The organism is Candidatus Zixiibacteriota bacterium, assembly GCA_029860345.1.
In the GTDB taxonomy this organism is placed as follows: Bacteria; Zixibacteria; MSB-5A5; order GN15; family FEB-12; genus JAJRTA01.
In genome coordinates this window covers 80964-104940 of sequence record JAOUBJ010000003.1, presented here as the reverse complement: position 1 = coordinate 104940, position 23977 = coordinate 80964, and the positions used below count along the sequence as shown (strand labels likewise).

Sequence of the window (23977 nt, the reverse complement as noted above, 5' to 3'; positions counted from 1 at the left end):
GTCGGTCGATACCGATGTGGTTTCGACGTTGTGTCAGGAGCACAGGGCTCCTGACCTACTCGAGAAGGACTCACACAAAAGGCAGGAGCTTGTGCTCCTGCCTTTGTTGGTTCTAGTATGTGAGCCGGTCGCCTAAACGACCAAGGTCACGAATGAATACGACCTTCGTCACAAGACGTTGGTGTTTTAATTCCTCAGTCTTGTAGGTCGATACCCCTGTGGTTTCGACACCGTGTCAGGAGCGCAGGCGAAGACGGACCCGCCCTACAAAACCTGCTCCGGGTGGTCGTCTCAAACCTTGTTTGGGACGGAGAAAACAATGTCCACCCCCAAACCGAGTTTGAGGGTGCCACCCACGATCGTCAAGACCAATTTAGGAATCGCAGAGATCACCAACACAAAAGGCAGGAGCCCATGCTCCTGCCTTTTTCTGTTCTAGTATGTGCCTGCGAACGGCAGATGTGGACATCTGCCGCGCACAAGAAATTGGATTCCCGCCTTCGCGGGAATGACAAAGGGGCGCGAAGCGCCAAAAAACTGGCTTGCCTGCTATTTCATCAGAACCATCTTCTTCGTCTCAATCATGTCATCCGCCTGTAAACGATACAGGTAGATACCGCTGGACAGATGGGATGCGTCAAACTCGTACTCGTGCAGCCCGGCGTTGAGCGTGCCTTCGTACAAGGTCGCCACGTTTTGGCCGAGAACATTGAACACTTCCAGCCGGACGTTCATCGAGGACGGCAGACTGAATCGGATCGACGTTTTCGGGTTGAACGGGTTGGGATAGTTCTGGTCGAGATTGAACGTGTACGGCATCGAACCGTCGACCAGTTTGGCCGCGCCGCCTTCGCAGTCGGAAGATTCGACATTTTGCGAGGGATCGTAGACGTTGCTGCCGAGCGAAACACCTGTGACCGTAAAGCACCAGTTACCGACCGGGCTCTTGATCCGCTGCGAGGTGAGAGTCACCGAACCTGAGCCATCGGTTGTGCCGCCTTGAGTGTCGGAGGACGGGCCGCTGAAGTCGCCAGTGACTGAGGCACCACCGACCGGTTGACCGGACTGGTTGAGGATTGTCACAGTCGCCTGGCCGTTGTAACGGTTACCTTTGCCACCGATGCGAGTCACCGTGATGCTGTTGACATGCATGGTGTCCGGCGGCGGTGGAGTGCCACCTGTTTCGATGTACATGTAGTCGATGAACACATCGTCAAAAGTTCGTGCGCCCTGAGTGTGATCGGTGTCGACGCAACGGATGTAAACGGTTCCGCTGACATTGGGCATTGACACCGAATACATCTGCTCAACGGCAGAGGTGACCGTTACCAACGACGAGTAGTTGATGTCATCGGTGGAGTACTCAAATGCAAAGTCGTCACCTTCGGCGTTGTCCGGACGGTAGGCTTCGACATTGAAACTGGTCGTAGCACCGGCAATGACCGAGAAGTTCCATTTCCAATCGAGCGTGCTGTAACGTCGGCTCGGTTTGCCGCCGGACTCGCCTTCGGTAAGACCTTCGTAGGAGTCATCGCTGGCCTGAGTGTTCAGGTAGCTTCCCGAGGCGGTGCCATTCACCGGAATGTCGGAAAGTGCAAAGGCCTGGTTGACGGCGGTGGACGGATCGGCAGTGATGTAATCCACTTTGGTGTTGACATCGGAACCGCAGGCGTTGGTAGCGGTCAGCGTCACCGTGTAGGTACCGGCTGTGTTGTAGGTGTAGTTCGGATTCTGCTGTGTGGAATTTCCGCCGTCACCAAAGGTCCACGACCAGGACGTAGCGCCGGTCGAGAGATCGGTGAACGAAACATCCAGCGGAACCTCGCCGTTGGTCGGTGTGCCTGAGAAGTCTGCAGTCGGTGACACGCACGGGTTGACTGTAATGTAGTCGACCTTGGTGTTGACATCGGAACCGCAGGCGTTGGTAGCGGTCAGCGTCACCGTGTAGGTACCGGCTGTGTCATAGGTGTAGTTGGGGTTCTGCTGCGTGGAATTTCCGCCGTCACCAAAGGTCCACGACCAGGATGTAGCGCCGGTCGAGAGATCGGTGAAACTTACATCCAACGGCTCGGTGCCCGAGGTGGGGCTGCCTGAGAAGTCGGCGGTGGGTGCTACACAGGGGTTGACTGTGATGTAGCCATTCTTGGTCTCGCCATCGGAACCGCCGGGACCGGTCACGGTCAGGGTGACGTCATAAGTGCCCGCCGAAGTGTATTCGTATGACGGGTTCTGAGATGTTGACGAACCACCGTCGCCGAAAGTCCAACTCCAATCGGTAATACTGCCCGTCGACTGATCGGTGAAGTTCACGGTCAACGGCTCGGTACCAGAAGTCGGAGAACCGACAAAGGCGGCTACCGGAGGCGGGGGCGGACCGGTGTTGACGGCGTCGTATAGGTTTATACGGCCGGCGCCCATTTTGCCGATATAAGCTCCTGATAATTCGGCGTCAATGTTCTCGGCGCTGGCATATAGCTGAGTTTCAACCTGAGAAGCAGTCCATGTCGGATTCTGGGACCATATCATGGCGCCTACAGCGGCGGCCATCGGACAGGCCATCGAGGTGCCGTCCATCGATGCCCAGTAATCAACACTGGGATCATAGTGATCATGATATGTCGAGTAGATGCCTACACCGGGGGCGCAGATATCCACCCAGGTGCCGTAGGTTGTAAAGGATGCTGCTCCATCATTTTGATTGGTAGCCGCAACAGAGATACAATCTCCACGTCCGTTCAGATAGTCGGCTGACTGGGTGCCGTCGTTACCGGCGGCGACAAAAATCAGACCACCATTGCTCAGGAAGTAGTTGGCTGCGGCGCCGATGCCGCCCGAGTTGGAGGAACCCCAACTACACGAGGCGATTTTGGCTCCGTTGTCGGCGGCGTAATAGAACGCTTCTGCGGCAGCGTCCATGTAGACCACTCCAACCTCACCATATAGAGGGTGATTATAGGAAAAGCCCATACGACAGGCCATAACTTTCACGCCGTTGCCATACTGCTGTTCGGAACCATTGCCCCAGCCGCCGGCAACACCGGCCATGCCGTAGCCGTTGTTGGTGATCATGCCAACAATACCCGCAGTATGCGTACCGTGGCCGTTGAAGTCGCGAGGATCATTGTCTTGAGTATTGCAGTCTTCGCCGGGCCAACAGTTGGAGGTCGAGGATATGAAGTCATATCCGATCCAGTCGTCGGTATAGCCGTTACCGTCATCGTCGACGCCGGTGGAACCGTTCAGTTCGGCGTTGTTTATCCACATATTACCGCGTGCGGCAGCTTCATTTGACGGCGATGTGTTGCCGCCGCCAAGGTCGCGGTGATAGTAACGAGTTCCGGAATCAAGAATCGCGAGGATGAAAGAAGAGCTGCCGGTCTGGATGTCCCAGGCTTCGGGTGAATCCAAATCGTCATCATTGGTTTGATTGTGATACCATTGATAGGGGTCAAAAAAACCGTCGTTCGGCGTCGCAAGCATCGTGTGGATGCCGATCGGCTCTACTTTTTCGACCATCGGATGATTTCGATAGGCCTCCATAGCTTCATCCAGGGTGCCTTGCTCGAATTTGACTTTGTGATATTTGGCCAGTTCTGCGGTTGGCGACAGAGCACCGGCCTCTGTGCCCGGGAACTGTTTTTTGATACGGGAAACTACGAATTGCTTTGATATATTGTCGAAATCGGTTTCGCCAATTGCGACGATTCCGCTGGCCGCCTTTTGCGTACTCAGCTTGCCAACATCAGGGCGCATGACGACAATAAACTCATTTGATTTATACCCGAGAAACGACGGCAGTCGGTCCGGCCGGTCAATCTGTTTGATTTGATCGGCGGATGTCGCCAGTGGGGCGATAAGACAGACCATCAATAGTGCAACGGCGCAAGTTTTCATGGATCCTCCGAAACGAAATGAAGAAGTTAGTCACCAATGTACTGCAAATACGGACTAATTCAGGCCATTATCCATATAGGCTCCTCCAGATCATGCAAAAACGCGGCCGCTACCGGCTCGGCTATGCTTTGATCAATCATAGTTGGTTTGTTTTGCTGCGTCTCTGAAGGGAGTATACAGAATTGGATGCTTCTGGTGCAAGTGAAAAAACACCAAACGCGCCTCACTCTAAAACCGCACCCTGAGCCGCACAACCTAACCTTGAGCATCCCATACTGCCTCACCCTGAGCATCCCACCACCTCACCCTGAGCGGAGTCGAAGGGTGAACCGGAAGACAAAGTTCATGGTTCGACTCCGCTCACCATGAGGTTGGAAAGGACTTTTCAACTGTAGGTATCTGCCTTACTTTTGTCCGAGCTTCGACCCCGCTCATGGTTCGACCAGCTCACCATGAGGTTGCAGCGGGCTTGGCTAGAGGTTGAAAAGGACCAGGTTGCCGCACCGATTTCTCCTTTTGCGCAAGCTGGTACCGGTTTTTGCCGGTTTTTGTCTGCTCAATATTTGAACAGTATTGGCTTCCGGCGCGTCTGATATCCAGGGAAGTTACTACATTTGGGGGACTTGGCCGCGCCGGAAGAAGATAGGTTGCGGCCAGGCCGCTTTTTTGCAAGGAACATCAGATCGTGGTTTTTTTGCGAACTTGACATTTTCTAAGGAACTTCGTACTATCTGTCGATTTATACAGTGAGAGGAAATGAATATAGCATAACGGTTAACTGGTTGAATCATTCGGTCTGACAAGACCGACACAGTACAAAGGCAGGTCGCGTGCGATCTGAACCGTAGCTATGTTTTTTTTCGGTCGGAGAGCCGGGGTGGATTCCCCGGTCCTCAAGGACAACAGCCTGTATAAGTCACTTTTTCCATATATCTGTATGGTGGCTGTGGCGCTGGCCGGCAATGTCGGTGGCGCTGAAACAGCCGTGCTGCAATCCAGTGAGCAGGAGTTGCAGTTTCTCGTCAGTATCCCCGATAGCCCGGCTGAGTTGTTTCAAGAGGTGGGTCCTGATTCGACTGTGCGGCTTTACACCGTTACCTTGATCGGGCTTCCACCCGGAGCCACTGCTGAAATCGTCTCAGTGGTCGGGCGGCAAGCAAGAGCGACTGAGCATAACTCGGTCCCACCAGTGTCCGGACCGGGCCCCTTGGCCAGATTACAGAAACCGTTCATGGTGCGGGGTCAGCGGCTGGTTGGCATACGGGTCTATCCTGTCACCGAGCAGTCGATCTACCGAGAGGTCCAGGTATCACTTCGCTTTGGTGGCGGCCGGGCGGGCGTGGGTGTATCGGTACCCGATCCGTTTTTCGGCCGTTTAGCCGAGGTGGCCGTGGTCAACCATGAGCAGTTGAGCCATTGGTCGACGACCGAAAAGCCAGGTTACAAGTTTGCTTCGTCCGGTCTTTTTGGGGTTACCTCGGACTGGTACAAGATCACAACCAATCAGAGCGGACTTTACAAAGTCACCGGAGCGCAGTTACAGCGGGCGGGAATGATTCTCACCGGGATTCCATCAGAGCAGATTCATCTGTTCAATGCCGGTGGACGGCAGTTGGAGGTTCCCAACGAATCACCGAGGCCTGATTTTCGCGAGGTGGCTATCCTGGTCGAGGACGGCAATGATGGTGTCTTTGACCGCGAGGATTATATACTGTTTTACGGCGAGGCGCTCAATCGTTGGTGGTATCGGCCTTATGATTCGGTCGGGTTTTATCACCACCACTATGCTACCCAGAATGTCTATTGGTTCACCGCTTCGGAGCTCATTGGCACTTCTGGTCGCCGCATGGCCTCAATGGCCGGGGCGCCGGACGGGTCCGAGGATACGGTCGTTACCAGTTTCCGTCGCTTGGTTCATTCTGAGAGTGATACGCTGTTAAGCAGTGACAACACCGAGCACATTCGCGACTACTACCGCTGGTATGCAAGCGACGACATGAGTCAGTCGGTTTACATTGCGGCATCAAACGTCGTTGTGGGTCCGCCGGCTGAGGTGCGAGTGGTGGCCAAACTGCCGTGGTCGACCGATTCCTACACTCTGCGAGTGGCCGGCGTGACGGCCGCTAAAATGTCCTGCGACGACTCCAGCTGCACTTTCGCAGTATCTTCGCTGCGTGAAGGACTCAACCAGTTCAATCTGAATTTCAACATCGGTGGCAGCCACCGACCGTTCCTGGATTACATCGAGTTGGCCTACTCAAGCGATCTGGCCCCGCAAAGTGACCGTTTGGAGTTTAATCTGGTGAGCTATGATGGTCGTGCCCGGGTGGAACTGATCGACGATTTTTCATCTGTGCCGCTAATCGTCGACATAGCCGACGGCCGCCAACCGAGAGTACTAACGGGATTCACACGGGCGGGAGGTTTGCTTTCGTTCGGTCTCGATATGACGCCTACGCGACCAAACCATTTCTTCGCAACTACCCTCAACCGGACGTTGTCACCGGTGGCCGTTGAAAAAAGCAGCCCGGAAGACCTGAGGGCGGGAAACGCACAGGCCGATCTGATTGTCGTCACACCTGCCGCCTTTACTGAGGCCATGCAGGAGTATATCGACTACCGACAGAACCAGCGGGTGCGAATAGTGTCCACCGAAGACATTTACGACAATTTCGCCGGTGGTGTTTTTGACCCGGTGGCCATCCGGGATTTCCTCAAGTTTGCCTATGAAACCTGGCCGGCCCCGGCGCCTTCAGTGGTGCTGTTGGTCGGCGACGGCAACTATGACTACCTGAATCTGACTGGTCACGATGCGCCCAACCATGTGCCGCCGCTGATCCATGAATACGACCAGGCCTTTGCCTACAGCGACGACAACTATGTGTACTTTGGCGAGTATGGCACTCTCGACGGTGATTCCAGCTACAGTCCACAGGTCGACCGCGGATTGGACATGGTATCGGCGCGCTGGACGGTGCGAAACGCAGGTGATATACAGACTATTATCGACAAGATCAAACGGTATGAGTCGCCGACAAATTTCGGGCTTTGGCGGACCAAGATTGCCATGGTGGCCGATGACGAATTCGCCGGAAACCGAACCTCCGAACTGGTGCACACCGGACAAACCGACACCCTGGGCATGTACCATCTTCCACCCATGTTTGCGCGCGACAAAGTTTATTCGATAGAGTATCCATTCGTGAACAACCGCAAGCCCGAAGTCAACGACGCCATCGTCGATGCTTTCAATGAGGGTCGTCTGGTAATCAACTATGTCGGGCACGGCAATCCCGGCCTATGGGCGCACGAGCGTATTTTCACGGTGGCCGACGATCTACCCCGTTTGGCCAACTATGACCGCCTGCCTCTGGTGGTGGCTGCGTCGTGTGCAATCGGCGCCTATGACGAACCGGAGGGTCAGGCCATGGCTGAAGACCTGCTGACGCATACAAACGGCGGCGCCATTGCTGTTATCTCCGCCACCCGGCTGGTCTGGTCTTCACCCAACAAGCAGTTTAATCAGACCGTCTTCGACGTCTTGTTCTCGGCGCCGCGCTTAACTATTTGCGAGAGTATGTTCACAGCCAAACTGTTGCATCAACTCTGGGCAGGCGGTCCCTCTACTCAGACGAGAAACGACAGAGCTTTCATATATATGGGCGACCCCATGCTAAAACTGGCCCAGCCGAACCACGTCGTGAACTACGATACGGCGCCGGACAGTCTGGTGGCGCTTGAGCCGGTCGCGGTCACCGGCGAGATTGTCGATGAGTTCGGCGGCCTGTTCCGTGGCGATGGCCGACTGGACATCAGAGTGTATGATTCCGACCAACAAAAGAGCTACAACTCCGCCCAGCACGGTGGCACCGGCGGAGTTATCGATTATAGTGTGGACGGCGCTGCGATTTATCGTGGATCGGCCAGTGTTTCAGACGGTCGCTTCAGTTTTGAGTTTATGCCGCCGCTGGACATCGGATTCGGCGGGCATAGGGCGCGGATCACCGCCTATGCCACCTTGGACAGTGTCGACGCGGCCGGTATCATCGACAGCGTCTATGTCGCGGAGTCTATCGCTGAGGTGACCGACTCGGTTGGACCATCGATTGAGTACAGTTTCAGCGGCCAGAGCCACTTCGCCGATGGTGATCACATTCAACCCGGTGATACTCTGCGCGCGGTGATTTCCGATCCATCAGGGATCAACCTCACGGCCGGTTTGGGACACGGCGTGACGCTTGAGCTTGACGGCCGCTCCGATCGCGTTTTGAATTTGACCGCGCAGTTCGAGTACGACACCGATGATTTTACCGGCGGCAGTGTCGAGTATGCACCCGACAGCCTGGAGGAAGGCCGTCACAGCTTCAAGATCAAAGCGTGGGACAACGCCAACAACTCAGCATCGGTTTCGTTTTCCGCCGAGATGGTTGCCGCCGGCGGACCGGTGGTTACCGAGTTGTTGAACTACCCCAACCCGATGCAAAAGACGACCCGGTTTTCGTTCTACGCCGCGCGTCAGTTGGAAAGTTTTTCCCTGGAGATTTTTACACTTTCCGGCCGAAAGATAAAGAGTTATAGTCAAAACTCGCTCCTCCCCGGTTATCATGATGAAATCGAATGGCGGGGCGAAGATTCCGGCGGCGATCGCGTGGCCACCGGAGTCTATATTTACAAAGCGACCGCTCGTCCGACCGACGGACGAGACGAGGTCGAGATGTTTGGTAAAGTTGTTGTTATCAATTAGTGAGGAGAAGGCAATGATCCGACCAAGGATATTTGTGTTACTGGCCCTGGTGCTACTGTTATCCGTCATAGCGGGCGATGCCACCGCCGACATTTCAAACGCCGCCGTGTTGTATCTCAGGATTGCCCCTGGCGCCCGAGCCGCCGGAATGGGCGAGGCGTATGTGGCAATCACCGACGATGCCACGGCCACCCACTGGAATCCGGCCGGGCTGGGGGCCTATCCTTTGGCTGATTCCTGGATCGAGGCCGGTATCCCTAAAGCTTATCGACCTTTGAAAGGCATGGCCGCGCTCAAATCCGGCGGCGCCGGTGACTATACGGCCTACGAAATCTGGGCTATATCACCCAAAGGATTGGTGCGGTTTGATAACAAGAATTGGCACCTGAGCGAAAAGTTCACCACCAAGACCGACCAGACAGTGGAGAAAATCCTCACTTCGTATTTCAATGTGAGCGACGAAGAACGGCTGGCCGAAATGGTCCAGAGGATAGCCGCGATCAACAACAAGCGGACATACACCTACCTGGACAGTCTGCGCGGACGGGTGATGGCCGCTGTCGACACCGAGTACTCCGGCCTGGAGTCACTAACGACCCTGTTCGACAGCCTGATGCTGGCCTACAATAAGTGCCGTGTCAACTGGGATCAGGTGAAGCAAATCGAACGTCGCCTCAAAGACGGCTTGAAAGACGATGGCGTATCGGAGGTGGAGGCCGACCGGATCAGTATTGCGGTTGAGAAATCACGCTCACGTTTCATTAAGGAAGAGATAACTGTTCCGTACAGTGTCAACTACACCGGCGAGCCATCCGCCGTCGCGGTTTCCGGCTCTGACCTTTTGGTCGGCACCAACGACGGTCTGCTGGTATACAATGCCAACAGTAACCGGTGGCGGACATTGACCGTTGTCGACGGACTTCCTTCGAACAGTGTCACCAGTGTTTTTGCGGTTCAGGGTCAAGCCTATGTGGGCACGAGCGCCGGTCCGGCCCGTTTCTTCGGGGCCAGAGTGGCGCCTATCGAGGGCGCCGACCAATTGCCTGAAGGATCGGTGCAGGCCATCGGTGGACGATCCCAGAATGATCTGTGGATGGTTCTCGGCGACGACCTTTATCATTTCGATGGCCGGACCTGGTCCAACAGCATGAGTTATAAAGTCGCGCTGGACGACACTCCTGAATCTATCGCACGTCGAAATGTCATCTACAATTCTTCCACCGAAGTCCAGGGATACATCGAAAAATACCGGTTGGCCAACGAAGCCACCAGTGGCGTGGGAATGGTCGATCCGGGTGGTTCAGGCGAGGTCGATATCATGTCTATGGTGGCCCAGGGAAATGCCGGGAATGAAAACGATACGACCGAAACTTCAGCCTCAGACACAACCGATACTCCGGCCACCGACAATGAAATAACCCAGGAAACTACATCCTCCCCAGGCGCTGACTCGGGCGGTTTGAAGCCGGGGAATATTGTCCAGGTTCCTTATGTGAACGCCATCAAGGGGAAGGTCAACTCCATCTTCGGTGGACCCAACAACCGCGTCTGGATCGGGACCGACTACGGCTTGCTCTATTTTGACGGCTCCACCTGGTCGACGCCGGGCTATCGTGACTACACAATGAAGGCCGGAGAAACTTTTGACCAACTGGTCGATGTAAAGAATCATGCCGACGCCGACGCGCGGGCATCGTATGCCGCAGCAATCACCGATATCAACGATCTCGACGAAGATCCGATCGCCCCCGGACGCCGGGTCAAGATGTATCGCAATCCCGCAGCAGCCGGGATCAACGCTATTGTTCGGGCCGGTGAGCGTCTGTTCTTTGCCACCGACGTAGGGCTTATCGCCCACGACGGCCTATACTGGGAACGAGCCAATATCCGGGGGCTTGATCGCACTCCGACGGCCGATGTGTACTCTGTTGATGATGAACTATGGTTGGTGGGCCCGGACAAGATCGTAATCAAGGCCAACGCCCTGCAGCAGATTACTCTGATGCACGTTAAGTGGCTGCCGGAGTTGACTGATGATGTTTACTATGAGTTCGTGTCGTTTGTAACCTCCAGCGAAGAGTGGGGGACCTTCGGCGGCAACATCACCTTTATTTCATACGGAAAATTCCTCCGCACCAACGAAGCAGCCGACACCCTGGGATCGTTCGACTCTTTTGACATCTCGTTTACCGGCTCCTACGGTACCGCTCTGTCATCGCGTCTCAAAGTGGGACTCTCGGCCAAAGTGCTGTACTCAAAACTGTCCGACCTCGGGGCCGGGCTGGAGAAGGGCAAGGGAACCTCGGGCGGATTTGCCGTCGACTTCGGTTTGCTCTATATGTTGTCGCACCGTTTGACCTTCGGGATGGCTCTTACCAACTTAGGTCCCAAGATGGCCTACATCGACGCCGCCCAGGCCGACGACCTGCCGCGCAACCTGGCGGTCGGGTTTGCCTATGAGTTGCTTCAGTCTGAGTACTATCGACTGCTGGTGACGTCGGAGGTGAACAAGATTCTGGTCGGTATGGACGATGGCCTCTCCGAAGAGTTGAAGCAGTTGATCCTCAATACCGGCGCGGAGTTCTTGTATGCCAATATGTTCGCTCTCAGGGGTGGATACATCCATGACGAAGAGGGTGATGTCAAGACTCTGACCCTGGGTGTGGGACTCTCGCTCTTTGATAAACTCAAATTCGACTTCTCTTATATCCCCTCAGGTTCCACGGAGTCACTCAGGAACACCTTGCGCGTCTCACTGGCCGTGCTGTGGTAGATGGAAGGAACATGCGCACCAATCGAATGACATTTGTGCCCCGACTCATCTTGTCGCTAGTTCTGAGCCTTGCTATGGTTACGACTGCATACATGGTCTCGACCGCCCAGTCCGGTGGCCGTGTTCTCAGAGTTGAGCGACAACGAGAGGACACCCGGGTTACCGACAACAAAGTGCAACATCACTCGCTGGCCCAGCGACGTCCCCGGTCGGACCTGGTGGCGCTGGAACGTAAGGCGCCCTGGTCGTTGCCGACGATGGCTTTGGCTGATCCACTCGACACAATCAAGATACTCGTCATGCGTTTCAATTTTCAAAAGGAGACAAGCGACGATCCCAACACCACCGGCAACGGCGAGATGGATCTCAGGCGTCCGCTCGATAACCTAACCGATTCGGCCGCTTACTACAATGAGGTCAGGCACTGGATCGATCCGCCGCCCCACGACTCGCTCTACTTTGACGCCCACCTGAAAGCGCTCCGGGTTTACTGGGAGACGGTCAGTGACGGCAAGATCACTCTCGACTGGGATGTCTGGCCGCCCGGGATCGACTCGACCTACCGCCTGCCGGCCCCGATGAGCGAGTACGGCATCTGCGCCGCCGGTCTGCCGGAAAACCAGGCTTTCGACACCGTCATCTACGGGCTGGTGCACTACTTTGTCGATTGCTTCGAGACAGCCGATGCCGTCTCTCCGGAAATCGAGTTTTCAAAGTACGACTCGTACTTTTTGTTCCATGCCGGCAGTGATCGTCAGAACGACATCGGCTTCCCGACGACATGTTCCGATATGTTCACCGGATATATCAATTTCGTACCCGACACGGTTTTCTTTGACACCCTCTATGTCGACAACGACTCGACCACCATCTGGGATGCCATGATAATCCCGGAAACCTCCAACCAGGACAACCGCGCCACCGCCCTCAACGCCGTTTTGGCGCACGAATTCGGTCATCAGTTGGGCCTGCCCGATCTGTACCGCACCGATGCCTTCATCACCAATCTGGGTGACTTTGCGCTGATGGATCACAACGGTTTCAACACCGGTGTCGATTTTGGTTGGGAGGCCGGTAATTCTTTCGGCACCATCCCGGTTTTCCCCTGTGCCTGGTCGCGGGCCTACCTGGGCTTTGTCGAGGTGCGCGATTTCCGTGCGGGGACCGACATCTATCTCGCCGCCGCCGAACTGGCCTCAGACAGCACTCGGATCGCACGTATTCCCATCAGTGAAAACGAGTACTACCTGCTGGAGAACCGGGTCGACGATCTTTACCCCGATATCGAAACCGCTTTGCTGGCCGATTCGGCCACCGGGGTGATTCAGTATCCGGTCGATGTAGAGACCCGTGAATTCACCGGCGAGTTTGACTTTCTGATTCCCGGCAACGGTCTTTTGATCTACCATGTCGACGAAGGAGTGGCCGGGCTCAACTACGACTGGTTTACCGGCGACACGGTGGTCAATTTCGAGGATAACAAACTGCAACTGGTGCCCACCCGGCGGTTTATTCGGATCGTCGAAGCCGACGGCGTCGTTGACATGAGCGGTTACTATGAAACCGGACGCCGCCGCTTCGGGTCGGCCGAAGATATGTTCCGTGAGGACACCAAGAGTTCGTTTACGCCCAACACCAACCCACCGGCAATCGACAACTCCGGCAACGACACTCACGTGCGGGTGGAACGTATCGGACGTGTTCGCTATTCTGTCGGCGGCATTCCCCGCAGGCTGGACACGGCCATGACTTTCAATCTGGAGACGGATAAGCTGGTCGATGGTTTTCCGGTACGTGGCGGACCGCCTGTTCTCGGCCTGTCACCTGTGCTGGATGATCTCAACGGCGACGGCAGCAGCGAGATTATTTTCGCCTCCGGCAGCAATCTGTCGGTGGTGACTTTGGATGGTCAGAATTTCCTGCACCAGGTGTCCCAGTGCGACCCGTGTGTCACTTACGATGATACCGCGCTGGCTTCGATCCATACCGGTCGCCCGCATCCGCTACCCCTGTTTGCACGGACTGCCGAGAATATCTATGCCGGGCCGGTCACCGGAGATTTCGGATTCGGCCTGACCGAGAAATTCGTCGCGGTCGGCTATCCAAGCGGCGCGGCCGGACGGGTGGCCATCTATCGACCGAGCGATGCCAACAACGACGGCCTGGCCGATGCAGCGATCCCAGGCCAGCCTGATTTCTCCACCTCGGGTGCACCCCTGGCCTTGTCGTTCGGGGACGCTCTCTGGGTCTTGACCAGTGATGGCAGTGTCTATCTCAAAGAGGACCTGGGACCAACTTTTCCACGCGTCCATGTATTGGACGAAGAGGTCTTTCACGGTATTTGCCGTAGTGAAGATCTACTCTGGGTATTGGCTGGAGACTCGTCGGCGACGGATGCAACAGTGCAGACGCGGTTGTGGCTTATGGATGGCGCTGACAGCCTGAACTTTGCGCTTGACGGTTACTACAACCTGGGCCCCATATTGGTCGATGTGGACCGCAACGGCATCCCTGAATTGGCTATGGCTTCTTCCGACGGCCGCATCCTGCTGTTGACAGTTCATTGGCACCTCGGACCTGCACTGGTCTTCGACCCCCTCACCCAGGTGTTGGCTTCAATAGAGACCGGCTACAGTTTCACCACCAATCCAGTCGCAGGAGATATTGATCGCGACGGGTATCCCGATCTGGTCATCGGCGGCGCCAATGCCGTGTATGCGTTCAACCGAAATCTAACCCTGCTGACCGGTTTCCCGATTGAAATCGATGACCGGTTGCAGTATGACGACGTGAATTTCTTTGGATACTACGAAGACCTGGCCATCGCCGCGCCGGTAATCGGTGATATTCAGAAGGGTGGATCGCCCGAGATAATCTTCCCCAGTTTCGCCGGTAACGTCTATTCGTTCGGTCCCGAGTTGTCTTATGGTTTTCCGATGTCGGCCGGCGAACGTGGCGCGGGTTCCTGTCTGACCTTTGCCGACACGTCGTCGAGCGGTCGACTGGGCTATCTGGGCGCCGACGGCTGGTTCTACCTGTGGGAAACAGGTCCCGATATTGATCCTATTCACTGGCCGATGGGTGGTCACGATCCGTCCGGCAGTTTTGCATACGACTCGGCCAGTTTGTCCGCACCGGTCAGTCTGTATTCCGGACTGTTCCCCGAGGAAAGGTATTACAACTATCCCAACCCGGTGGTAGACGGCAGCACGACCATTCGATATTACCTGGGCGAGGATGCCAACGCCGTGGAGTTTACAGTTTATGATCTTTCGGGTCAGGAAGTTGCCCGTTTTGATGGACCTCGCAATGGTGGGGTGGACAACGAATTGGTGTGGGTATGCTCAGACGCCACGCCCGGAGTGTATCGCTGTTTGATTGAAGTAGATTTTGGCGGAACCACAGAGACCGCCTTCACCGATATCGCCGTTATCAGATGAGGAGTCAGAAACATGAAAACGAGAATTAGAATAGTCGGTCTCATTTTGAGTCTGGGTTTGCTATTGCTGTTGTCAACCCCATCGGTTGCTATTGCCGAAGGTGAAACATCGGTATTCGAAAGTGAACTTCAGAGAATCCGTTACAACTATGACTATGAAGCCACTCAGACGGATGATGTAACCGGCACTCCGTCGGGCGAGGATAATCTGACCCTGGCTGATCTGTCCCAGGCCGATCTCCGTCCGCCGGAATACAAGTCGCCCGGCAAGGCCTTCATCTATTCGTTGGCCGTGCCCGGTTTGGGCCAGTATTACTCCGGCAGTAAGTGGAAACCGCTGGTGTTTCTGGCCGTCGAGGTGTTCGGTCTGAGTCAGGCGTTTAAGTATCATGGCAATGGTGAGGATATCACGGCCGAGTTCGAGCAGTTCAACAGGGATCACTGGAACCATCCCGACAGCATATACACCGTCAACGGCGACGACTACCTTGCTTATCAGGCCTATCTGATGTCGGCTTATGGTACCCTGAGTCCGGACACGCTGAAGGAACCGGATGATAGACATGGTTTCACCCACATCCTGCCCGACACACGAACGCAGCAGTACTACGAAATGACCGGTAAGTACCACCAGTTTTCGTGGGGTTGGGACGATGCCAATATAGACGGCGAGTATCTGAACGATTTTCTCCTCGGAAATGGTGTGCAAAAGGCTGTAACCGAGGAAACTATCCCGCATTCTGAGAACCGTCTCCACTATGAAGGCTTGCGTGACAACGCCAACAAAGAGTACGACAAAGGGATGAAGATGGTCTTTGTGGTCATGGGTAATCACCTGATCAGCGCTTTTGAGGCCTTCTTCGCCACCAAGCGACATAATAACGGGTTGAAGTACGACCAGCCTTTTTCGAATATCGATGTCAAACCATCTATACGCTCCTACAACGAGTGGAAAGACACGCCCTACGTGACTTTCACGTACAAGTTTTGATGGGGTTTGGACAAAGTGTTAGATCGTTCTAAAGTGCCGACAGATTTGTCACCCCTACCAAGGGACGTATCAAAAACCGACCATCCCGTTGTGTCGGGTCTTGGACACGCCGAAGGCGTGGTTGTGACCCGACACACCATTGCCGGTCAGACGAGGGCGGCGGGTCACATCCCGCCAGGGCGGGACAAGACCCACCGCAACATGGGCCTGAGTGGTGTTGGGCTACCCCGCCCGACACCTACCGTGCATCCCAGAGGCGGTCAGGCGAGTCACCTGACTGCACCGACGCGGCGCACGCGGACGTACACCACGCACAAGGGTGTGGGTGATGTTGGGCGACCCCGCCCGACACCTACCGTGCATCCCAGAGGCGGTCAGGCGAGTCACCTGACTGCACCGACGCGGCGCACGCGGACGTACACCACGCACAAGATGTTTGCCGCTATGCGACGTATCTGTATCATATTTGGTCTGTGCACGTTGATGACAGTGCCGGTTGTGGCCTCAGGCTTCCGACCCGGTCCGACACCAATCCAGTCAGGCTTCGCTGCCCTGGCCTCATATTCCGCTCCCACTCGGCCTGTAATCGGTTCACCGGTGTCTCTGGCCCAGCAGGATCGCGATGATTGGGGCTTGACAAAACAGGATGCCAACCGCAAATCCGTTTCCAGAGCCATGCTGTACTCTGCTCTGTTGCCGGGTCTGGGTGAGCATTATGTGGGCAGTCGCAAGAAGGCGCGCTACTTCTTCGCGGTTGAGGCGATTTCGTGGTTGGGTTTTCTGTCGTACCACACTTACGGCAACTGGAGAGAGGATGACTATATAAACTTTGCCCGCGAACGAGCCGGAGCACAGCTTGAAGACAAAGACGATCTCCACCGCGATTGGGTCGGGTTCTATGATGACATCGATCAGTTCAACGAATTCGGTCGGGTGCAGGATCGCGAACGCCCCTATCTGGTGGACAACGAATCAAACCATTGGCGCTGGCGCAGCGCCTCCGACAAATCGGCCTACCGCGAGCTTAAGAATCGCAGTCGGGAAGCCTTTCGGCGACGAGACTTCACGGTCGGCCTGATGATTCTCAACCGGATCGTGTCAATCATTGACGCTATTCACGATGCCCGCAAAACCCGCCGTCTGTTCGGTGATACTACACCGTCCAACGGGCGTGAGCGCTTCGGTTATCGCCTGGACATAGATCCCTTGAGCGCCGGGCAACAGGTTCGGCTGGAACTGTTGGCTCGCTTCTGATCAGACGTTACGAGGTCGGCATGTACAGGTTCATCACCTTGCTGTTCTTGTCGGTCCTGGCTTGTGGTCCTGGGCCACGAGTAGGATCAGAGAAACCTGACGATACAAGTGCACCCTCCGCTCTGCTGGTAGAGCAAGTGATCGAGGGACCCATGCTGGGACAATCTCTGAAAAACCCGCGCAGTGTGGCGGTGGCGACCGACGGCAGTTGGTATCTGGTCGACAACGGAAACAACCGGTTGATAAGGTTCAACACCGCGCTGACACCACAGGACCAAACCGGTGGCTACGGTTTCGGCGCCGGCCTGCTCAACAACCCGGCCTGGGTGACCCTGGACAACAGCCTTAATCTGATGGTGGCCGATGAGAGTAATCACCGCCTGGTGCGATTTGACACCCGCTTGAACTTCGTCGATGATTTCGAGTTGCGCGATGAAGACGATCCTTTCAAGTACGGACGACCGGCCGGACTGGGCGTGACCGATTACGGCGAGGTATGGCTGGCCGATGCAGATCAGGACCGTATCGCCGTCTTTGACAACGTCGGCAAATTCAGCCGATTCGTCGGCGATTTCGGTTATTCCGGCGGCCAACTGTCACGTCCCAGCGAGATAGCGCTGGATGCCGATGGGCAGTTTGTGGTCTGCGATCCGGGCAACTTACGATTGGCCCGCTATGATGCCTACGGTGGATTCATCGCAGAAACTTCTACACGGACTTTTGGCGCTCCCACCTCGGTGGCCATTGCAGAAGATGTTGTGTGGCTGCTTGACATCGCTCAGGGCCGCCTGACCTGTCTGGATTCAAGAAGCGGTGAGCAGTTGCTGGTAACCGGCCCGCAGCTTATGGGTGATCGAAAGCGGCTGAAAGAGCCGGCCGATGTTGCCCTTCTGGATGATGGTCGCCTGATGATTGTCGACTCGGGCAATGATCGAGTATTGGTTTGTCGCGTAATCTATGATGAGACGGACTAAGGGCAAAGCCCAACGGAGCATAGGCTCTTTGTGCAAACCCGCAAGCGGCCTGAGCCGATCTTTCTTTCTCACAATTAGCTCTCTCTTGTTCATGTTGGCTGCCTCTGTGACCGGCGGCACGGTCCGGCAGGTTTTGGTTGGACCTGATATCCCAAGCCGTTTGTTTATCGGATCACACCACATATTCGACGGATCGGACTCGCTCTATTTCAACGGCCGCCACTTGAGGCGCGGTGTTGACTATAGTTTTGCAAGCGGGCAAGGCGCCTTTGATCTTTCATCGCTTGAGCCGACCGTTAACGACACGCTGATTGCAAGCTACCACCGGCTGCCTGAATGGCTCAAAACAAGCTACGGCGCCAGTCTGCCGACGACGACCCCGGCCCAGCCAACGGTCCCGGAGTTCTCTACCGACCTCGGCCTGCCCGGTCGAGCTGCCGATGAAAGCAGCGTGTCGCTAACCGGCGCCAAGACCTTTCGTTTTTTGGCGCGAACCAATGGACCTTCCCAGTTCAGCCAATCATTGGATCTTTCTGTCGAGGGTGAGTTGGCCCCCGGCGTTATCATCAGCGGCGCTGTCTCCGACCGTGGCTACGACCCATCATACGGCACCGCCGACAGTCGGCTCAACGAACTGGACAAGGTCCGACTACAGTTGAACTCCCCATCGGTCACGGCCCAAATCGGAGACATATCCGTGAGCAGTCGCATTTCGCCATCGCGAGTAATCCCCCGAGCTCTGTCCGGGGTCAGGTTCATGGTGCATAAACCAAACTGGCGGGTCGATGCTCTGGCTGCCCGACCCAAAGGAAGGTTTGCCAGCGTGCGTATCGCAGGTGACGATGGCTTGCAGGGACCTTACTTCATCGGTGAGAGTTCTCGTATTCAGCCGATAGTCCCCGGTTCGGAGTCGGTCTGGCTGGATGGTGAGCGCCTGGAGCGCGGCACGACCAAAGATTACACCATGGAATATCCGGTCGGCGGCATAACTTTCAATGTCAATCATCCCATCGACCGGCGCAGCAGAATCGAAATCGACTTCGAGCCGCTGATAGCCGACTACAAAGGTGAACTGTTGTCGATGGCCGGCGGTGCCGTGTTTGGAGATTCGATGTTCTCTGTCGACGTTGAAGTTCAGCGCGACGGTGACGACAAAGACCAGCCGCTCTGGGGTGAACTGTCGGCGGCCAATACCGAACTTCTTTCGGAGCTTGGCGACAGTACCCAACAAGCGGTGCGATCCTCGGCGACAGAGGACAGCCTTGGCGCATACCGGTTGATTGCCGACAGTCTGCCCGATTCTGTGTTTCAGTATGTCGGCGTTCCCAACGGCGACTACCGTGTCACTTTCAGTTTCGTCGGTCTGGGTGCGGGGAGTTATCGTTTTCTCGGTGCGGACGTCTACGAGTTCTCGGGCGCCGGGCAGGGCGACTATCTTCCCCTGGTCACTCTGGCTGCAGCCGTGCGGACCGATCACTACCGCCTGCGAGCCCGACTCAAAACCGCAACGCTGGGCACCATCAGCACCGATGTGCGTCAGAGCCGCTTTGATCGCAACTTGTTTTCATCTTTGGACGACGACAACAATGACGGCCTCTATTACCGCGTGAATCTCGATAAGCGTTTCGGTCGCGAGGATGAACTGACTCTCACCGTCCGTCATCGGCAATCTGAATACATGACCCTGGAACGGTTGAACGAACCGGAGTTCCGCCGCGAGTTTCTGCTACCACGGCAATACGATCAGGACGATGATGAAACAGTGTTTCGCGGAAGAAGTGTCGCCAGACCGTTCGGTTTCCTGACAGTGCGTTCCGAATTTGGACGGCTTCAGTACGCTGAACAGTTCCAGGCCAACAAGGGTCACCTCGGCCTGCAAGTCCAGCCGCACGATCGGGTCGACATAACTCTGGAGGCCTACGCCATCAGATCGGAGTTTTCACCCGACGCTCAGTCACGCCAGGGTGATGGTGAAAACCTGCTGGGACGGGTGCGGTTTGGTTTAACCAAAAACATCAGCCTCACGTCGTTGGTCGAGTCAGACAACCGCAAGCACGAGTATAACGGAATCGCCCAGGGGACCCGGTATCTGAGGTCCAGCATTGGATTGTCCGGTGAAAACGAGAACCTCCGTTTTGAACAGTATGGCGAAGACAGCCTTGTAACAGATTGGCAACAGAGTCTGAGGCGGAGGCGAATTGCGCTGGCATCCAACCGTCGCATCGGCGAAATGAGTTACCAGTTGACTGTGACCCATCAGTGGCTGGACGGCCCAAGTATCACGGAACGCAGTTTTCTGGGGCGGTTGGGTTATCGCTACCACAGTCAACATAGACGACTGACTATCGAAGGAGCTTACACCATCTCCACCGAGTCGCGCCATGCCCGTGGCTTGACCTACCTGGAAGTTGAACCGGGCCGGGGCGACTTCATTTTCGAGGACAGCATATTCGTCCCCGATCCCGACGGCAACTTCATCCAGGTCGACCAACTCCTTTCCGAGCGTTCGCGGGTTCGTCGCGGCGAGAAAAGTTTTCACCTCAGGCGTGAGTTCAACCATGTCTATGTCCGTTTCAATTCGCGTATCAACGAAGAACTTCTCGATGGTGGTAATCGCGGGCTCTTGTGGAGTCTGCCCTTTTATTCAGATGAGTCTGAGCCGTACCTGTTTTATGATCGTCAATACGATTCAGACCTGCGTTTGTGGAAGGTGGGCGGTTTTCACGTGATCAACCTGTCGTACCGCGAGACCATGCAGCGCCGTCAGGTGGCCGACGCACCCCGGTTGCGCAGGCAGCGAGAAGAATCGTTGAACCTAAAAGAGGTGGCCCTGGATACCTATCTGGAACAAAAGCTGGAACTCTTCCAGGTCGACCGTGACCGTTACTATGGAAGTTCGGGAGAGATCGATGGTTATAAGATCAGTATCTCGGCGCGTCGACGAATTACGGTTTTGGAAATCACAACTACCGGCAGCTACCGTCGCGCAAAATCATCGACCGACGAACTCTCGCAACTCTATACCGTCTCACTGAACGCGCGGTGGCAGATGGTGCGCAAAGGGGAGTTGCGCTCCTCGCTTGAGGGGTACAGCCAACGATTGACCAACGTTGGGGGGTCGCACTCCTACTTCCTGACCGACAACAGACCTGGTGAGAAGGGTGCTATCTGGTCGGTAAACCTGAACTACGGGGTGAAAGGTGAGGTTCGTCTCAATTTCTCGTTGACCGGTCGCCATGCCGACAACCGCACGGCCCGATTGACCGGTCGCACCGAGATGGTGGCGGGATTCTGATCTGTTATGAAGCGACCAGCCATTATAATACTGATTACAGCCGTGATAGCCGCTTGCGGCTCGGCGGGCGAACTGGTTTGGCGCGGCGATCATCCGGTAAACGCAAAGCAGATCAAGCGGCTGACGGCCTCTCGGTTATCGGCGAGAGAACAAGCTGACAGCGCGGAGGTACTCTTGCATGATCTGGGATACCTTGAGGCCAGGGCCGGGCTTCGTGGCGAGAGTCTGATTGTCCATGGTGGGTCGAGATTCAGTCTGGGTCGGATAGCTATCTTCGGAGATAGCACTTTTGATGTCTACGGTCAGGGCTTCTTCAGTCGTCGCAACGTTCAGGACCGGCTGGCCGGCATAATCGACAGATTGAACGACCGAGGGTACTACTTCGCATCGATGCAAATCAGTGGTGTGCATCGGGACGGTCATTCGGTGAATCTGGATATCAACCTCAACCGGGGTCCGGTTGTGACGGTATCAGACTTGCGCTTGGTCGGACTTACGCGAAGCCTCCCTGCCATGATCGAACGCAGCCTGCCGGTTCGTCGGGGTGATACGCTGACCGGTCGGCTTTTGCGCTCGGTCGAAGCGGCGGCTGATGAGTTGGACCAGGTTGTGTTCCAGCCGCCGCTGCGAGTGCAGCCACAAACCGGCTTTAGGGCGGCAGCGTTGGAAATCGGTTTTGCCGAACGAAAGCAGTTTCATCTCGAAGGCAGCGCCGGTTACATCCCGGATGCATCTATCGGTCTGGTCTGGTCGCTGAGGGCGGCATTCACCAATATGTTCGGCCGGGGTCGGCAGGCATGGGTTCATACCGAGCGATCCGAAAAAGGGCGTAATAGCCTGTTGTTGAAATACCGGCAGCCGCTCTATCTCGCCGGAGTGGGAAGGCTTGGCATTGAAGTGTCGACCCGGGACTATCGGGATCAGTTCTACGAGTTCTACGCCGGCGCCGATTACACCGCCCGTCTGGCTGCCGGCTGGGAGGGGGGCTTGGGAGTATCATACAAAGCAGTGACGCCCGACGATTATCACCCTTCGTTCGTCCGTTGGGCCGCCAAACTTTCTTCTGAGCGACAGACTCTGCACCCTGAACACAATCCGACCGGCGGCTGGGCGCTTTCGTGGTCCCTGATCTACGCTCATCGACGCTACCGGCAGGACAGTGCGACCGCCGAGATTGAACATCGGGTCTTGAACGATACACGCGCTGCTGTGGCAATGCAACTGGCGCCTGCGCTTTGGGGACGGCTGGTTACAAAGCTGGGGGTAAGGTACCTGGGCTATCTGACCGATGAGCCACTGCCGCCGACATCGGAGTTGTTCCTGATAGGCGGGCCGCGCTCGCTTCGCGGTTTTCGCAACGAGAACTTCCCGGCTGTGCATGCCGTGATAGGCACCGTGGAACCGCGTTTTCGTTTTGAAAGCGGCTACCTGTACTTGTTCCATGACGGCGCCTATCTGAACAATCGGGTGCGCCGCTTCGATGGTTCGGTCTATACGGAAGAACGCTATCGTCACGGCTACGGAGTGGGGCTGGCCGTGATAGGGCCGGGAAGCCGCTTGCGGCTGTCACTGGGCTGGAATCCGGAGTCGGCCATTGACCAGCCGCGACTCTCCATCGAGTTCTCAGCCGACATCTAAACTTGACCACCACGGTGACATGTGCCTATCCTCAACTGTGCGTAAGCTGATAGAAACACTCAGGCTGATTCGCGTTATCAATTGCATCATGGCCATGTTGGGAGTGGGGTTGGGCGCGCATTTGGTCGAGGCCAGTGTGGCCTACTATGGACCGGCTATGGCGGCTTTGTGTGCCGCCTTCGTTTGCGCCGCCGGGAATATCGTAAACGATCTGGTCGACATAGACATAGACCGCATCAACCGTCCACAGCGTGTATTGGTCAGGCAAGCGCTCAGCCGCCGCTATGCGATAACACTGGCTGTGATTCTGAATCTGGCCGCCCTGGCCGTGGCCCTGACTGTCAGTATGGCGGTGGCCCTGATCGGGCTGGTAGCAATCGGGCTGCTGATGGCCTACAATTTCAAGCTGAAGCGGGTCACTTTTCTTGGCAACGTAATCATTTCCATTCTGGGTGGTATGACTTTTTTGACCGGTGGTATGGCGGTCGATACTGCCGCCGCTTTCGGACTACCGGGGCCGCTGATTCCGGCGCTATTTGCGTTTATTTTTCACCTGGTGCGGGAAATCGTCAAAGATGTTCAGGACATTGAGGGCGATCGACGGTTGGAAGTGAGGACTTTGCCGCAACTGGTCGGTGTCAGGCGGTCACTTTGGCTCGCCTGGGGTTTTTTCATGCTCTTGGCGGTGCTGACGCTCGTCCCCATTTTGCTGGACTGGTTTGGCGGCTGGTACAAACTGATTACGGTATTCATAATGGACTTGCCTCTGGGCGCACTTTTGTTTTTACTTTGTCTCCGGCCCACTGACGGGATGTTGCAGACTGTGTCCTGGGCCTTGAAGGCTGGAATGGTCGTGGGAATTGTGGCCATTTGGGTGGCCTGAGCTTTTGGGAAACGAACAATGAGCTTGCGCGTATAACAGCCGTTACGAGCAGGGCTGGACGCAGGCAAAAAACGAAACAACCGCCCGGCGTT

10 protein-coding genes are annotated in these 23977 nt (G+C 55.9%); 9 read left to right on the top strand and 1 reads right to left on the bottom strand.

Annotation, left to right across the window (positions count from 1 at the left end; genetic code table 11):
* Positions 1–549: 549 nt before the first annotated feature.
* Positions 550–3894: a PKD domain-containing protein gene (locus tag OEV49_04090; GenBank protein MDH3890241.1), complete on the bottom strand. Its 3345-nt coding sequence runs from the start codon at positions 3892–3894 to the stop codon at positions 550–552.
* Positions 3895–4771: 877 nt separating this feature from the next.
* Between OEV49_04090 and porU the strand changes: the two genes are divergently transcribed.
* The 9 genes from porU (at position 4772) to OEV49_04045 (ending at position 23885) form a co-directional block, all read left to right on the top strand.
* A complete protein-coding gene (gene porU / locus OEV49_04085) occupies positions 4772–8638 on the top strand; it encodes a type IX secretion system sortase PorU (GenBank protein MDH3890240.1) in 3867 nt (1288 codons plus the stop codon).
* Positions 8639–8651: 13 nt separating this feature from the next.
* A complete protein-coding gene (locus tag OEV49_04080; GenBank protein ID MDH3890239.1) occupies positions 8652–11411 on the top strand; it encodes a PorV/PorQ family protein in 2760 nt (919 codons plus the stop codon).
* Between the two features lie 74 nt (positions 11412–11485).
* Positions 11486–14851, top strand: coding sequence for an FG-GAP-like repeat-containing protein (locus OEV49_04075; protein ID MDH3890238.1), 3366 nt, complete (start codon positions 11486–11488; stop codon positions 14849–14851).
* 12 nt (positions 14852–14863) lie between these two features.
* Complete coding sequence (locus tag OEV49_04070) at positions 14864–15841, top strand: DUF5683 domain-containing protein (protein MDH3890237.1); 978 nt, start codon at positions 14864–14866, stop codon at positions 15839–15841.
* A gap of 444 nt (positions 15842–16285) precedes the next feature.
* On the top strand, positions 16286–17095 hold the full coding sequence (locus OEV49_04065) for a DUF5683 domain-containing protein (GenBank protein ID MDH3890236.1): 810 nt from the start codon (positions 16286–16288) through the stop codon (positions 17093–17095).
* A 20-nt stretch (positions 17096–17115) separates the two neighbouring features.
* The gene (locus OEV49_04060; protein MDH3890235.1) at positions 17116–18069 is read left to right on the top strand and encodes an NHL repeat-containing protein; all 954 of its coding nucleotides are present in this window, start codon (positions 17116–17118) and stop codon (positions 18067–18069) included.
* A gap of 28 nt (positions 18070–18097) precedes the next feature.
* Positions 18098–21364 carry a hypothetical protein gene (locus OEV49_04055; protein MDH3890234.1) on the top strand — a complete coding sequence of 1089 codons (3267 nt, stop codon included), beginning with the start codon at positions 18098–18100 and terminating at the stop codon, positions 21362–21364.
* A gap of 6 nt (positions 21365–21370) precedes the next feature.
* The gene (locus tag OEV49_04050; GenBank protein ID MDH3890233.1) at positions 21371–23002 is read left to right on the top strand and encodes a BamA/TamA family outer membrane protein; all 1632 of its coding nucleotides are present in this window, start codon (positions 21371–21373) and stop codon (positions 23000–23002) included.
* Between the two features lie 37 nt (positions 23003–23039).
* Positions 23040–23885: a geranylgeranylglycerol-phosphate geranylgeranyltransferase gene (locus OEV49_04045; protein MDH3890232.1), complete on the top strand. Its 846-nt coding sequence runs from the start codon at positions 23040–23042 to the stop codon at positions 23883–23885.
* Positions 23886–23977 lie beyond the last annotated feature (92 nt).

Coding starts and splice junctions, on each gene's coding strand:
- OEV49_04050 (MDH3890233.1), top strand. CDS start 21,371: ATGAAGCGACCAGCCATTATAATACTGATTACAGCCGTGATAGCCGCT.
- OEV49_04065 (MDH3890236.1), top strand. CDS start 16,286: ATGCGACGTATCTGTATCATATTTGGTCTGTGCACGTTGATGACAGTG.
- OEV49_04075 (MDH3890238.1), top strand. CDS start 11,486: ATGGTTACGACTGCATACATGGTCTCGACCGCCCAGTCCGGTGGCCGT.
- OEV49_04080 (MDH3890239.1), top strand. CDS start 8,652: ATGATCCGACCAAGGATATTTGTGTTACTGGCCCTGGTGCTACTGTTA.
- OEV49_04070 (MDH3890237.1), top strand. CDS start 14,864: ATGAAAACGAGAATTAGAATAGTCGGTCTCATTTTGAGTCTGGGTTTG.
- OEV49_04060 (MDH3890235.1), top strand. CDS start 17,116: ATGTACAGGTTCATCACCTTGCTGTTCTTGTCGGTCCTGGCTTGTGGT.
- OEV49_04090 (MDH3890241.1), bottom strand. CDS start 3,894: ATGAAAACTTGCGCCGTTGCACTATTGATGGTCTGTCTTATCGCCCCA.